9 protein-coding genes are annotated in these 14,879 nt (G+C 34.3%); 2 read left to right on the top strand and 7 right to left on the bottom strand.

Features of this window, described 5'->3' with window-relative positions; genetic code table 11:
• Positions 1–29: 29 nt before the first annotated feature.
• The 5 genes from smc to apbC form a co-directional block, all read right to left on the bottom strand.
• The gene (smc, locus tag NTZ27_06940; GenBank protein ID MCX6174465.1) at positions 30–3,629 is read right to left on the bottom strand and encodes a chromosome segregation protein SMC; all 3,600 of its coding nucleotides are present in this window, start codon (positions 3,627–3,629) and stop codon (positions 30–32) included.
• 9 nt (positions 3,630–3,638) lie between these two features.
• Positions 3,639–6,203, bottom strand: a complete 2,565-nt coding sequence (locus NTZ27_06935; GenBank protein MCX6174464.1) for a hypothetical protein — start codon at positions 6,201–6,203, stop codon at positions 3,639–3,641.
• Between the two features lie 129 nt (positions 6,204–6,332).
• Positions 6,333–7,088, bottom strand: a complete 756-nt coding sequence (gene tpiA / locus NTZ27_06930) for a triose-phosphate isomerase (protein ID MCX6174463.1) — start codon at positions 7,086–7,088, stop codon at positions 6,333–6,335.
• 34 nt (positions 7,089–7,122) lie between these two features.
• Positions 7,123–7,359 (bottom strand): NifU family protein, encoded by a 237-nt coding sequence (locus NTZ27_06925; GenBank protein ID MCX6174462.1) that lies wholly within the window; start codon positions 7,357–7,359, stop codon positions 7,123–7,125.
• A gap of 12 nt (positions 7,360–7,371) precedes the next feature.
• Complete coding sequence (gene apbC / locus NTZ27_06920; GenBank protein ID MCX6174461.1) at positions 7,372–8,472, bottom strand: iron-sulfur cluster carrier protein ApbC; 1,101 nt, start codon at positions 8,470–8,472, stop codon at positions 7,372–7,374.
• A 219-nt stretch (positions 8,473–8,691) separates the two neighbouring features.
• On the opposite strand from apbC, the gene NTZ27_06915 reads away from it, so the two are divergent.
• Complete coding sequence (locus NTZ27_06915; GenBank protein MCX6174460.1) at positions 8,692–10,605, top strand: Nramp family divalent metal transporter; 1,914 nt, start codon at positions 8,692–8,694, stop codon at positions 10,603–10,605.
• Between the two features lie 16 nt (positions 10,606–10,621).
• Positions 10,622–11,416, top strand: a complete 795-nt coding sequence (locus NTZ27_06910) for a transporter (protein MCX6174459.1) — start codon at positions 10,622–10,624, stop codon at positions 11,414–11,416.
• Here NTZ27_06910 and NTZ27_06905 read toward each other — a convergent pair.
• Positions 11,413–11,712, bottom strand: a complete 300-nt coding sequence (locus tag NTZ27_06905) for a DUF190 domain-containing protein (protein MCX6174458.1) — start codon at positions 11,710–11,712, stop codon at positions 11,413–11,415. The two genes, NTZ27_06910 and NTZ27_06905, sit on opposite strands and share 4 nt — an antisense overlap.
• Entirely contained in the window at positions 11,700–14,873 is a 3,174-nt protein-coding gene (locus NTZ27_06900) for a CusA/CzcA family heavy metal efflux RND transporter (GenBank protein MCX6174457.1), read from the bottom strand. The genes NTZ27_06905 and NTZ27_06900 overlap by 13 nt, the downstream gene beginning before the upstream one ends.
• Positions 14,874–14,879: the final 6 nt, after the last annotated feature.

Here is a 14,879-nt window from a genome sequence, read left to right as displayed (position 1 = left end):
TTTAATCTGTCGAAGGCATACCTTCCGAATTATTCTTTTACTTCATTCTCCGGTATCTCTTCAAAACTAACACCGACTAATTTTGAAATTCCTTCTTCCTGCATTGTAATACCGTACATAGTCTCGGAAGATTCCATTGTGCGTTTGTTGTGTGTTACTATAATGAATTGAGTTTTTATGCTGAACTCTTTTATAAGTTTTGTAAATCTATCAATGTTGGCATCATCCAGTGGTGCATCAACTTCGTCCATGATACAGAACGGACTTGGTTTGACTAAATAAATTGCAAACAGAAGTGCTGTTGCTGTTAAAGTTTTTTCCCCTCCGGATAAAAGTTCGATCGAAGTTGGACGCTTGCCTTTCGGTTTAGCCATAATCTCGATCTTTCCTTCTAACGGATCAATTCCTTCTTCGAGATATAGATCTGCTTCATCACCGGGATCAAATAATGTTTGAAAGATTGTTGTGAAGTTCTGCCGAATTTTTTCAAACGTATCCATAAACAACTGCTGGGCTGTTTCATTGATCTCATTAATTGTTTTGATGAGATCTTTTTCCGAATTGACCAAGTCATCGCGTTGTTTATGTAAAAAGTCTAAACGTTTTTTCTCTTCTTCGTATTCTGAATAAGCCAGCAAATTGACGGGACCGATGTTCCTTATTTTTTCTTTTAGATTTTGAACTTCATGTGTTGTACCTTCGAAATCAAAAGTATCAAGATCGTCAAATTGCTTTAGCACCAATTCGATCGAATAGTTTTCTTTAATATGTTCGATCAAATTTTCTGTACGAAGTTTGAATTCATTTTCTTTTATTTCAAAAGAATGAACCTGATCCGAAACCGTTTGCCGTTCATTTCTTAATGCATTAAGCTGATTTTCAAATTGCGCGGCTTCATCCTTAACAACTTTTAATTTGTCATTAATCTCTTTTTCTTCTGTAAGTAGTGTTGTCCGGGATGAATTAATCTGAACTAACGATAAATTCGATTCATCAATATTTTTCTGAAGAGAATTAGTCTCAACTTCATTTGATTGCAAATCGGTCTTACGTTTTTCTATTCCGTTTGTAATTGATAACTGATTTGCTACGGTTCGCTTTATCGCATTGTGAATATTTTCGATTTGCCCTTTTAATCTTTCAAGTTCAAGTTTTCTTTCGTTCTGAAGATTAACAAATTGATTAAAATCATTTTCAAGGTCGCTCAATTCATTTTCATGCTTTGAAATATTTTCGTCAACGGAATTCTTTTTCTCAAGAAGAACATTGATCTCTTTTTCTAATCCTGAAGTTTGGACAAAAAGCGAATTTGATTTATCGGCAAGTTCTTGAATATCTTTTTGTGAAGACTCGATCTCTTCATTGGCTTTATTCTTTTCAAATTCGAATTGAGAAATTTGTTTCTCGATGTTTGAAATATCATTCGAAATAAGTTTTTCGCTGTCGCTAAGATTCTTTAAGTCAATTCGGGCTATTCTGCCTTCTGTCTCTGCTATAAGAGCATGCAGTTTGGCAAGATTAGATTCGTGTTTAGGATACTCTTTGATCAAATTATCAAGAAGTTGTCTTCGTCCAAAAATAGTTTCATCTTGTTTAGGCAGTGAACCAGCTTCTACAACTCCATCGTGTTTTACAAAGTCACCATCTAAAGTTGTAAAATTAAAATCCGGATATTTTGAATTCAGTTCTATTGCAGATTTAAGATCGGTAGTAACAGCAATTTTAGATAAGGCTTGTTCAAAATAAGGGAGCCAATTGTTTTCTGTTTCTACAAAATCTTTTGCCCAACCCAGAAATGATTCTTCCTTCACAAGTTTTTTTTCTTTTCTCTTTAGATTGAACGATGTTAAACTATCAAGAAGAGATTTTTTAGAATTGTTATTCGAGCGAAGCAGATAAAATGAAGCTTTACCAAGATCATTTTTCTTTAAGTAGTTGATTGCATTTTGAAGATCATCAAAACTATCTACGAGCAGGTTATTCAAAACAGACTTTAATGCGGCTTCAAGAGCGAACCTGTACTTTTCTTGTGTGTTTCCAACATCGGCAAAAATATTTTTATTCTTCTTAGTCCACTCTTTATTTTCTAAAAGTACTTTAGCGCCTTTCGAAATACCTTCAAGATTAGCGATCAGCGTTTGAATGAAAGCAATCTTTTCTTTGAGTCCGGCAAGTAAAGTTTTTTCTTCAATCTCTTTTTGTTTAAGTGAATTTAATTCATGTTCGAGTTCTTGTTTTTCTTTTTCACGATGAGCTATTAATAAACCTGCTTCTTTAAGTTTATTCTCCGCGTTGGATTTTTCAGCGTTGAGTTCTTCTATAAATCCGACTGTCTTTGCAATTGTATTAGTAATACTTTGAATTTTATGATTAAGTTTTTCAATGTTAGAATTATGACTAGCAAGCTCTTTCTTAATACTAGCTAAATAATTTTCCTTGTCGGAGATTTCGCGAACAAGATCAAATTTTTCTTCGTTAGTCTGCTTTAGCAGTGCACGTTTATTCTCTGAAGATTCCTTTTTTTCAACTATGGTTTGCTCGTTATCAATAATTTCATTGTTCTTATCTGATAAACTATTCGAGTGAGATTTAAGTTCGTTGTTACTTCGTAATATATACTGATCAGCATCTTCAAATGACTGCTGCAGTTCTGCAATTTCTGTTTGTAACCGTTCGTGGTTATTTAAAAGAGATTTAAATCGTTCTTCTGAAACGGAAATATTTTTTTGAGTATTATGGAGTTGTTCAGTGTTCGAAGAAAGTTCGTCCCGCTTATCCTGTAGTTCAGAATCAATAGCATTAATTCTATTCCGGTATTCGATCAATTCATTTTCAATTTTTCTAATATCAAGATCAATCTGATCTTTCTTTACCGAGTATTCTGAAATATCATTTTTTAATATGCTTAATTTTAGATTTAACGAAGCAAGATCGCGTTCGGCAAGGTCAATTTCTTTTTCTCTTAAAACAACTTGGATTTGATTATACTGGTCGGCACGTTTTGCCTGGCGTTCGAGAGATCGAACATTTTTTTCAACTTCGGAGACAATATCATTAACACGCGTAAGATCGGATTTTACATCGTCAAGTTTTTTTAGAGAAAGACGGCGCCGTAATTTATATTTATTAACGCCTGCTGCCTCTTCAAACATTTTTCTTCGTTCTTCTGTTTTGCTGCTAAGAATAGTTTCAACCATTTTCAATTCAATAACTGAATAAGCGTTTGTGCCCATTCCGGTATCCATGAAAAGGTTAGTAATATCTTTCAAGCGGCAAATATTTTTATTTAACAGATATTCGCTTTCACCGGAACGGAAGATTCTTCTGGTTATAGTCACTTCAGTATATTCTGTTGGAAGAACGCCTTGATCGTTTACAAGTGTAAGAGAAACCTCCGACATACCCATTGGCTTCTTTTCTCTTGTACCATTGAAGATTACGTTTTCCATCTTGTCGCTGCGGAGAGTCGTTGTCTTCTGTTCGCCAAGAACCCAGCGGATCGCATCAACTATATTTGTTTTACCGCAGCCGTTGGGACCAACAATTCCCGTAATACCGCGGTTAAAATTTATGAATGTTTTATTAGCAAAAGATTTAAAACCAAATATTTCTAATTTGGATAGAAACAAAATATGCCTCTAGAAAATCATTGAGTTGTATTGTTTAAATGTGTTATTAATGTAATAGAGTGTGGAACTGGAAAGTTGATACTTTAGCAGAATCACCCCGACGACAATAATGATAGTGAGAAAACTATAGATATAAACCTTCATTGGACGAACATCAAAAATTACGTAAATGCCTTTAAGTATTCTTTGAAGTATCCATAACATGAATAGAATTAAAAAGATAATTACGATAACACTAAAATTTCCGTTTACTAAAATCTTAAATAGAATTAACTCAACCGGTAGCAGAACTGTAAATGGTAAAAAAGTCCAAACAACCGTATAAAATATGCTGGTAAATTCTACTTTTGTCTTTATAAAAAGCGAAGCAAATTTTATTACTGATGAAATCAAAGCAAACTTTATTATGATTAAAACAAATAGTACAGCGAAACAAACTTGTGGATTCCATGAAAGGTAGGAGATAAATTTTAATAAACTATGATGACCAAATGATAAGACAATTTTTTCTAATAAAATATTTGATTTATAAAAGTATAATAATATAGTCATCAAAAGAGAAACTGAACCGGCCTGTATTAACATTAATATTGCAGTATGAACACCGGAAATAATTCTGTGATCGCGCACATCGGCAAAAAAATTGTACGGGCGTAACAATGCACGAGTACAATCTTCACGAAATTTCTTCTTGGTGTTAATCAGTACCGCCATAATTATAGAAATCAAAAGTGCAAGAATTATAAATATTATTGGGTTATCATCTTTACGAGTCCCAATTGGAATTGTAACTTTACTATTGCCGCTTAGTTTAGCAGCGAGAACTTTGTAACCAATACTATTTAGATTACGGGATTTATCCAGCAATCCAAATTTGTAAATGTAATTTTCTGAATAACCACCGTACAGCGATGCATACTCGCCTTTATATTCAAATAAACTGTTAATAATAATTCCGGATAATTTTAATTGGCTCGATAAATCTATCATATCACCCAAATATTTTGCTTGGGCATCAGAGGAATATTTTGTTAAATATCCGCTCATATTCCCCTTATAATTAGGATATGATACTTCACTAATGAAAATTGAATTCTTACCTAATGCATCAATTGATTTTTGTAATTGATCTTTTGTTTCATCAATTGGCGATGAGTACAATTCAATTCCATAAAAATCTAAATCCTTAATTTGCGTAGTCTGAGTTCCAACAAAAGATGCATAAGACAAAAATCCCTTTCCTTTTATTGTACTAGCTTGACTCGAAATAAAATTGCTGCTTATCTCAGAATTAGGAATGAAAGAGCTTCCAACTCCAACTATAATAGTATTAGAATACTCGCTGTAACTAGAAAGAAAATTTTTAGTAAGTCGTGCTGCTCTTAATTGAAAATCATTATGAGATATAATTCCTTCAGGAACAGAATTTATTGGAAGTTCGATCATCGCAAACATTCCGAGTTCCTGACAAAGTTTAACGGCATAAGGGTTAGGAAATTGTTTTGAAAAACGAACTGCATTGAAACCGGTATTCTTAATCAAAGTAAGATCATCTTTTATTTTATCGTAAGCATTCATTTTGCGAAGCGAGGTTTCATCGAATAAATATGTAGTACCTTGAAGTGAAAATGGACTCCCGTTTAATGTTAAAGCACTTTCATCTTTTTTTAATTGATAGAATGCAATCTGTTGAATGGATTTATCTATTGTCTGGCCATTACGCATTAAACTTACATCACATAAATAATTGATCGGTGTTTGAGGCGACCATAATTGCGGATTACTAATTTCTAATCTGCACGTGACTTCGTTTTCTTCTTGAGAAATTTTTTGAACAAAATCTCCTTTAGCTTGTGGGGATGAAGAACCAGGCGAAAATAAATTTATTCTGATAATTACATCGCTGGAAAGAGAATTCGTTTTGAAATCTGAGTTTGCAATTCCAATATTAAAATTTATAACTGCTTTTGATAGATTCAGATCAAACGAATAAGAAAAAGAATTATTAGTAATATGAATTGTTGAGACGGTTTTAAGATAGACATCCCTAATAATTCCACCGCTTAGACTTGAAAATAAAAATCTTTGAGTTGATGGAATTGAATATTCCGAATCAAGTTTGTTACTGATTTTTATAGTTATAACTGAATTTTCTTTTAAGATATCTTTTGGAAGAATAAGTTCAAAAGGATATGAACCGCCGGAATGTTTATAAATATTGTAACCGTTGATTGAGATTTCTGCTGAGTAATTTATCCCAAGAAATCCCAAAACGAGTTGCGAACTTTGAATTTGAGTTTGAGATAAAGAGATTTGTTTTTCAAATATTAGTGATTCTTCACCTTCAAAAATTGCCGGTATTGAAACAGAGACTTTTTTCTCGGAGTCACTCTCATAATATACTTTCCAATCAGTATTCATCAATTCCACATTGCGGTAATCATTCTTGTCAAAGAAAATTGGATCAAAAATACCTCGTTGATTTTGAGGAAGAGATGTTACTTTAATCTGAGCTAAAAGTAGGTTTTGAAGTAAAATTATAAGAATGAAGAGACGAATAAGAACTTTTGTCATAATACCAATAATTTATCGAAAGAATCATACAAATATACAAAATCGAGGGGGGGGGTATCAATAAAAATCCTAAAAATATAGGTTCTAATTGAGCTTATTTTGAAATAAAATCAAAGCATTCAAAATTGCCTAAGCGGCATTAATGATTTTAATAAATGAATCTGCTTTTAAGCAGGCTCCTCCAACCAGAGCGCCGTCAATATCGAGTTGAGAAAGTAGTTCTTTAGCATTATCCGCTTTTACACTTCCGCCGTATTGAATGACTAATTGACGGGCAAAATTTGCAGAGTACAATTTGGAAATTAATCCACGGATAAATTGATGAACTTCTTGTGCTTGCTGAGGGGTAGCATTTCTTCCGGTGCCGATTGCCCATACAGGTTCATAAGCTATAATTAGGTTCGATAAATCACTTTCACTTAAATCTTTTAATCCATTTTGAACCTGAGTCTCAACAACTTTAAATATAATTCCTTTTTCTCTCTCTTCTAAAGTTTCGCCGATACAAAAAATTGGTTTTAGTCCAAACTTAATTGCTGTTTTGATTTTTTTGTTAATGACTTGATCGCCTTCACCAAAGATTATTCGTCTTTCCGAATGACCAAGAATTACATATTCGCAACCGACACTTTTTAGCATTGAAACAGATACCTCGCCTGTGAAAGCACCGCTTTCTTCGAAACTCATATTCTGCGCACCAAGTTTGATAGTAGAATCTTTTAATAATGTAGATGCAGTTTCCAAACTTGTGAATGGTGGACATATAATTACTTCGGCTTCAACATTCTTTCCATTCAATTCTTTTTTGAGATCTGAGATAAGACTCACAGTTCCATGAAGATCATTATTCATTTTCCAATTTCCGGCAATTACTTTTTTACGCATGGCTGATCCTTAATTTATTACGAAAAAAAAGCTGTCAATTGACAGCTTCAACTCTTCTTATTCCCGGAACTTCTCTTATAAGTGCGCGTTCAACACCGGCACGTAATGTCATCTGAGACATAGGACAATCGCTGCAAGCTCCGGTAAGTCTAACTTCCACAATACCTTCATTGGTTACTTGTACAAGCACCACATCACCGCCATCAGCTTTAAGATAAGGTCTAATTGTCTGCAAAGCTTTTTCAACTTTCTCGTGAAGAACTTCGTTCATCATTTACTCCTTTTAATTTTCATCATTCAAAGATATTTCAATTTTTGGTGAAGTGGATGAGTAATTATTTTTACTAATTTCAGCCGCCATGTTTCTGCTGATCTCTAAAAACTTTTTAGATTGTTCAGAATTCGGTTTATCAAAAACAACCGGTTTACCTTTATCGCCACCCTCACGAGTTTCTTGATTGATCGGGATTGAACCAAGTAACGGAATAGATAATTCTTCAGCAAGTTTTTTCCCGCCGCCGGTTCCAAAAATATCATATCGTTTGCCTGTATCGGGTGCAATAAAATAACTCATATTTTCTACAATGCCAAGTATAGGAACATTAACACGTTGAAACATTTTTAAAGCTTTTTTTACATCAATAATAGAAACATCTTGCGGAGTAGTAACAACAACAGCACCAGATAGGGGAATTGTTTGCACAAGTGTAAGTTGAATATCACCAGTTCCCGGAGGTAAATCAAAAATCAAGTAGTCGAGTTCATCCCAATGTACATCACTCATAAATTGTTTTATAGCTCCGCTTGCCATTGGCCCCCGCCAAATTACCGGTGCATCATCATCAATTAAGAATCCAATAGACATTACTTTTACACCATAATTTTCAAGAGGAACCATTTTTGCAGTAGCAGTATCTTGAAAAATTTTTGGTTTACCATTTATTCCCAGCATCATTGGAACGCTTGGCCCATAAATATCTGCATCAATCAATCCGACTTTAGCGCCTTCCAGTGCAAGAGCTACGGCAAGATTTACAGCAACTGTACTTTTTCCAACACCACCTTTTCCGCTTGCAACAGCAATTGTATTTTTTACTCCGGGTAAAATCTCACTCATTCTTTGGTTCGTGCTATGTTGGACTTTTGCATTCATTGTGATTGAGATTTTTCCTACCGAAGGGTTTTCTTTTTTGATTGCATTAACACAATCTTGTTCTATTTTTTCTTTAAGCGGGCATGCGGGAGTTGTTAATTCAACAGTTACAGAAACGTTATCTCCAATTATATTTATTTCTTTTACCATTCCAAGAGTAACAATATCTTTATGCAAATCCGGATCGTTTACTTTTCTCAATGTATTCAAGATTGATTCTTTAGTTAACATTATAACTCCAAAATTTGGTTTCAAAAATAGCAATTTTTTATGTTACACATCTTTGTAAACAAAATTTATTTTTAAGAGGTTCATAATCCAAAATCATTAAAATTGAAAACCGATTGATAAACTTAAAATACTCAAATAGAAAATTCCTTTCTTGATATAGAAATATTGTTCAAGTAAATTGCTAACAGATTGTTTGTTCTCAAACTATTTAGATGGATAATGAATCAAATAAAGAACACTTCAAAAGAAAATAATTTAGATCAACTCGAAAATTCCGTATCAGTAAAAAAACGCGGATGGTTCCGGCGGCTCTTTGCATTTGCCGGTCCAGCATATTTAGTAAGTATTGGATATATGGACCCGGGCAACTGGGCAACAGATTTAGAAGGAGGCGCACGGTTTGGATATACGCTGATTTGGGTTTTGTTAATGTCTAACTTGATGGCAATTTTACTCCAAACTTTATCTGCACGTTTAGGAATTGTTACCGGTTATGATCTTGCCCAAGGATGCAGAAAAGAATATTCGAAAAGATTGAGCTTCTTTCTGTGGATACTTGCAGAGATAGCAATTGCCGCATGCGATCTTGCCGAAGTGCTTGGAACAATAATTGGATTGAATTTACTTTTTGGATTACCACTTATGTGGGGATGTTTGGTTACGGCATTCGATACATTTTTACTTTTAGCAATTCAACGGCTTGGTGTTCGGAAGATGGAAGCGTTTATTGTTATGTTGATTTCTACAATAGGAATCAGTTTCATTATTGAAATATTTTTTGCTCAGCCAAATTGGGGAGGAATAGTTTCGGGATTTATTCCTCATCTTGATGCCGGCGCATTATTTATTGCAATAGGAATTATTGGCGCTACGGTAATGCCTCACAATTTGTATTTGCACTCATCTTTAGTCCAAACTCGTGCAATTTCAAACACTCACACCGGAAAAGCGGAAGCTTGTAAATTCAATTTGATTGATTCTGCAATTGCATTAAACGGAGCTTTTTTTGTTAACGCTGCAATCTTGATAATGGCTGCCGCAGTTTTTTATAGTCGGGGCATTGTTGTTACTGAAATTCAGCAAGCACATCATTTGCTTCAACCAATTCTAGGAACTCATATAGCACCAATTGTTTTTGGCATAGCACTCATTGCTGCGGGGCAGAGTTCAACACTTACCGGAACAATTTCCGGACAGATAGTAATGGAAGGTTTTCTGAATCTTAAAATTAGTCCTTGGTTAAGACGAATAATGACTCGCGGATTAGCACTTGCACCAGCTGTTATTATAATTGCGCTATCAGGTAATCAAGGCACTTTTAAGTTGTTAATATTTTCTCAAGTCATTCTTAGTTTGCAATTACCGTTTGCAATTGTTCCACTTATACATTTTACTTCCGATAAAAATAAAATGGGGAATTTTTCAAATCCGCTGTGGGTAAAACTTCTGGCTTGGTTAGTTGCTGTTATCATTATAGTGTTGAATTTCAAATTGATCTTTGATGCATTTTCCGAATGGATTGGCGGTGGTCTATGGTGGTTGATTATTCTTGTGCCTGTATTGTTAATTATTTTAGGAGTGTTGATTTATATAATTTTCGCTCCATTTATTAAAACCAGTGCACCGTGGGAATTGGGTGTTACAACAAGCAGTAAAGATATAGCTTCACGTATCCAAACAAAAAAATATAAAAACATTGGTGTAGCAATCGAACATGGTGATGGTGATGCTGTTGTAATTTCTGAAGCGCTAACATTAGCTAAACTTCACAATGCGAAATTAAGTCTCATTCATATCGTGGATACAGCCGGAGCTATGATACACGGTTCGGAAGAAGAAAGTCTTCATAGCAGGGAAGATCACGCCTATATTGAAGAGCTTGCAAGAGAGATCGAAGGACATGGGTTGCCGGTTGAAACAACGATCCGTTATGGAAATCCATCTGAAGAAATTGTTAAATCAGTTGAAGAAGAAGGTTATGATTTTCTTGTGTTAGGTTCTCACGGACATCAGACTTTTGGAGATCTATTTTTTGGACAAACTGTTGAAAGTGTGCGACATTCAATAAAAATTCCAATCATGGTTGTAAGAACGAGCCGTGATAATCGTGAGCGACCGCAAAGAATTAAGTAAATAGTAATGTGGTATTATGAAGAAGAAATTTCTTTTAATAACCTTTCTAACAATTGTTTTATTCTCTTATGGAATTATTGCTCAATCAGAAATTCCCGAGTTAGTAACTGATCGCCCGGATAATACAGATTCACCAATAGTTTTGCCTATTGATTATTTTCAAATAGAGACAGGATTTTTATTTGAAAAACAAAAATTTTTAGAATCCGGTCTTACTATAGAAAAAAACAATCTTATTCTTGGATCTACTCTTTTACGTTGTGGTGTTAGTACGAATTGGGAATTTAGATTTGGAGGGGAATATATTATCACCAGATCATTTATCAGTAGTAATGAGTTGTTAACTCAAGGTATGCAAAATATTTTTTTTGGTGCAAAATATCAGTTTAGAAAAGATCAGGAAATTCTTTCAAACGCGGGATTTATATTTATTTTTGGTTTACCATTTGGAAATGAAAAACTTAGACCAAATAATATTGAACCCGGAATTACGTTAGCGTTAGAACATGATTTTTCAGATGAAATATTTTTTTCCGTGAATGCCGGAATTTATAATAATTCCACTCTAGGAAAAAATATTTACGATCTTTCAGCTTCACTAGAATATGGGTTTAATTATGAATTTAGTGTCTTTGCAGAAGTATTCTCATCATATATTTCTAATTTATCACCCAATCATAATGTTGATGTTGGCTGCGAATATCTAATGAAGAAAAACATACAAGTTGATTTTTCAATTGGTACATCTGTGTTTAGTGATGATACTGATTATTTTGGCAGCTTAGGTATTTCAATCCGGTTACCTCATTAAATTACTTCCACATTTTTTTTGATTATTAATCCTTCTTTTATAATCTCTTTAAGATGCGGCAATATATTTTTTACTTTTTCTTCATTATCTATGAACATGATCATTAGGGGACCCTCATCTGACCCGCCGAATTTTCTGGGAAAGTGAAGATGATGTTTCGTTCCATATCCGCCCATAGCGGTAAATATAGTTGCGCCATTTATTTTATGATGAAGAAGATATTGAAGAATATACTCGTACAGTGGAATATCATTAAATCTATCGTCTTCATCTAAAAAAATATTTATTTCCACCATAGTAAACCTCGTTTTCTTTTTTTGTTTATGATTTGTTTTTCTTTTTTATGAGTTAGAACTAAATACATTGACGGAAGCGCCAACAAAATTAATATCAAAGCAGTAAACAGACCTCCTACAATTACAGTTGCCAACGGCCGCTGAACATCTGATCCAATTCCCGAAGCAAGAGCAGCAGGAATCAAACCGAAAAGTGCAAGCAGCATTGTCATTAAGCTCGGTCGCAATTGAATTGCAGCCGCTTCTTTAACTGCTGTGTGTATATCTAAGCCTGAATCTTGTATTAAACGATTAGTACGTGATACAAAAAGAACACCTGATAAAATTGATATGCCGAAAAGTGAAATAAATCCAACGCCGGCAGAAACATTAAAATGATAACCTCTAATTAAAAGAGCAGAAATACCGCCAACAATTCCGAATGGAATACATGACATTGCAACGGCTACTTGACGGAAGTTTTTATAAAAAGCAAACAACAATAAAAAAATCAATAAAATTGTAATTGGAATTACGACAGCCAGCCGTTTACCAGCACGCTCAAGATTTTCAAATTGTCCTCCCCAAGAAATTGAATATCCTTTCGGAAGATTAATTGATTTATTTATTCTTGCTTGAGCTTCTGATACAAAACCTCCTTGATCTCTTCCTTTGATATTTGTACGAACGGAAACTTGACGAATACCATCTTCTCTTTGAATTATTGTTGGACCATCAACTAATTTCACGGAAGCTAATTGCGATATTGGAATTCTTCCGCCGGTTGGTGAAATCACCTGCATACTTTGTATTGCTTCGATTGATGATCTGTATTCCGGCGAATAACGAACGACAATATCAAATCTTCCTAAACCATCATAAAGTTTACTTATTGTTTTACCGCCGATTGCGGCCTCAATCATTTTTTGAATATCACTTACATTAATTCCAAAACGTGCAACTGAATTTCTGTCAATTTCAATTTTTAGCTGCGCTTGATTTCCTTCCTGTTCAATTCCATAATCTGTTGCGCCTGGAATCGTTTTGATTATTTGCAGTATTGAATCAGCTTTAGCTCTAATGAAATTGAGGTCATTACCATTTACAAATATTGCAAGATCAGCAACGCTGCCGGTTACTGCTTCGGTTACGTTATCTAAAATGGGTTGAGAAAAAGAAAACAAACAACCCGGTAAATTTTTTTCAAGTTCAACTTTTACTTTTGAAAGTAATTCTTCTTTCGTTGTATCTTTTGTCCATGTTGAATAATCTTTTAATCCGACGAGAACTTCTAATCTATTTGGACCGTAAGGATCAGTACCGTCATCATTTCTTCCTAATTGTGTGACAACGACATTAACTTGTTTGTGTTGAGTAATTATTTCCCGAATTAATGGAGTATATTTTTTTGCTTCATCAATTGAAATTCCAACCGGAAAGAAACAACGGATGTTCATTGCACCTTCATCAAGTTCCGGTAAAAATTCTGTTCCAATAAATCTACCTAAGAATAAAATTAAAAAAATAGAAACACCTAAAGCTGTTAATGCTGTAGTTTTTGGAAAGCTGGTTAGGTATTCAATAACATAACGGTATTTTTTTTCTATCCAACTATATATTGGATTATGCCATTCCAGTTTTTCCGGGTTCTGAGAAGTAAAATATTTTTTGTAAAGGAAAGACATAAGAATTGGAATAAGTGTAAGTGCTAGAATCATCGAACCGGTGATTGCATAAGCCAGCGTGTAAGCCATTGGAGAAAAAAGTTTTCCTTCTACTCTTTGAAAAGTAAAAATAGGCAGGTAGGCTAAAATTATTATTGTGATTGAGAAGAAAATTTCTTGCCCAACTTCTTGTGCTGAAGAAAGTGTGAAGCGGATTATACCTTGTCCTTTTTGTTCAGGCGTTGCATCTCTATAGCGACGCATAATGTTTTCAACCATTACCACGGCACCATCAACAATGATTCCAAAATCTATTGCGCCAAGCGAAAGAAGATTTGCCGGAATTCCGGTTAGCTTCATCATCATAAATGCAAATAGAAGTGAAATAGGAATTGTTGTAACTACAACAAGTGCAGAACGCACACTTCCCATAAAAAATATTAATACTATAATTACAATTGAAATCCCCATGAAAAGAGTATGCGTAACAGTATCCAATGTATAATCAACTAAATCGCCTCTATCATAAATAATAGTAAGATGAACTTCTGCAGGAAGAGCATTTTCATTAATATCTTTTATTTTTTCTTTAACTGCATTAACAACCTCGGTAGGATTTTCACCGCGGCGCATTGCCACTAGTCCTTGTACGCCTGAATTTATATCTCGGCTTGGCTCTTTAAATTTTTGAATTGTAGCGCCAAGTATTCCTGATGGAGGTAACGGCGATTCTTCAACAGTTCCGATATTTTTAATAAATATTGGAACTCCATTTTGAGTTGTGATGACAATATTTTCAATATCCTGGATAGTTTTAATAGAACCGATTTCTCGTACAATAAAACCCTGACCACCTCTGTGAATTATATTTCCACCGGTATTAATGTTGTTCGAAGTAACAGCATCAATCACATTTTGAATTGAAAGATTATATCGAAAAAGTTTTTCCGGAGATGTGATGACATGAAACTGTTTAACCAGACCGCCAAAGTTAACAACATCAGCAACACCATTTACTTGAAGAAGCCTCGGGACGATAACCCAATCTTGAAGTGTTCGTAATTGCATTGGTGTATAAGTTTCAGGAGCTTCAATCACGTAGCGTAAAATTTCGCCCACCGGTCCCGTAAGAGGGCCTAATGATGGTTGTACTCCGTCAGGTAAAACCGCATCTTGCAATTTTTCCATTACTCTTTGACGAGCGAAATAATCGTCAGAGGCATCATCAAACGTAAGCTGAACTACAGACAACCCAAAAATTGTTTTTGATCTTCTATTAATTACATGAGGTACTGCATTCAATGCACGTTCAAGCGGCTGAGTAATTTGTTGTTCAACTTCTTCAGCAGCTCTGCCGGGATACTGTGTTATTATTGTTACTTGTGTGTCGCCAACATCCGGATATGCTTCTTTCTTCAATTGACTCCAAGACCATATTCCGACTGCTATCACAAATATTACTAATGCAATTGTTCCTAATCGTTCGTTAAGTGCAAAGCTTAATAGTTTACGTATCATATATTT

This window comes from Ignavibacteriales bacterium, assembly GCA_026390775.1.
Classification (GTDB): domain Bacteria; phylum Bacteroidota; class Ignavibacteria; order Ignavibacteriales; family Melioribacteraceae; genus Fen-1258.
Note: the sequence above shows the minus strand (reverse complement) of the source record. Positions and strands in the feature narration are given on the sequence as shown.

Excerpts from the sequence above, each read along its gene's own strand:
- NTZ27_06905 (MCX6174458.1), bottom strand. The coding sequence starts at position 11,712 with ATGGTGGAAATAAATATTTTTTTAGATGAAGACGATAGATTTAATGAT.
- NTZ27_06900 (MCX6174457.1), bottom strand. The coding sequence starts at position 14,873 with ATGATACGTAAACTATTAAGCTTTGCACTTAACGAACGATTAGGAACA.
- tpiA (MCX6174463.1), bottom strand. The coding sequence starts at position 7,088 with ATGCGTAAAAAAGTAATTGCCGGAAATTGGAAAATGAATAATGATCTT.
- NTZ27_06935 (MCX6174464.1), bottom strand. The coding sequence starts at position 6,203 with ATGACAAAAGTTCTTATTCGTCTCTTCATTCTTATAATTTTACTTCAA.
- NTZ27_06915 (MCX6174460.1), top strand. The coding sequence starts at position 8,692 with ATGAATCAAATAAAGAACACTTCAAAAGAAAATAATTTAGATCAACTC.
- apbC (MCX6174461.1), bottom strand. The coding sequence starts at position 8,472 with ATGTTAACTAAAGAATCAATCTTGAATACATTGAGAAAAGTAAACGAT.
- NTZ27_06925 (MCX6174462.1), bottom strand. The coding sequence starts at position 7,359 with ATGAACGAAGTTCTTCACGAGAAAGTTGAAAAAGCTTTGCAGACAATT.
- NTZ27_06910 (MCX6174459.1), top strand. The coding sequence starts at position 10,622 with ATGAAGAAGAAATTTCTTTTAATAACCTTTCTAACAATTGTTTTATTC.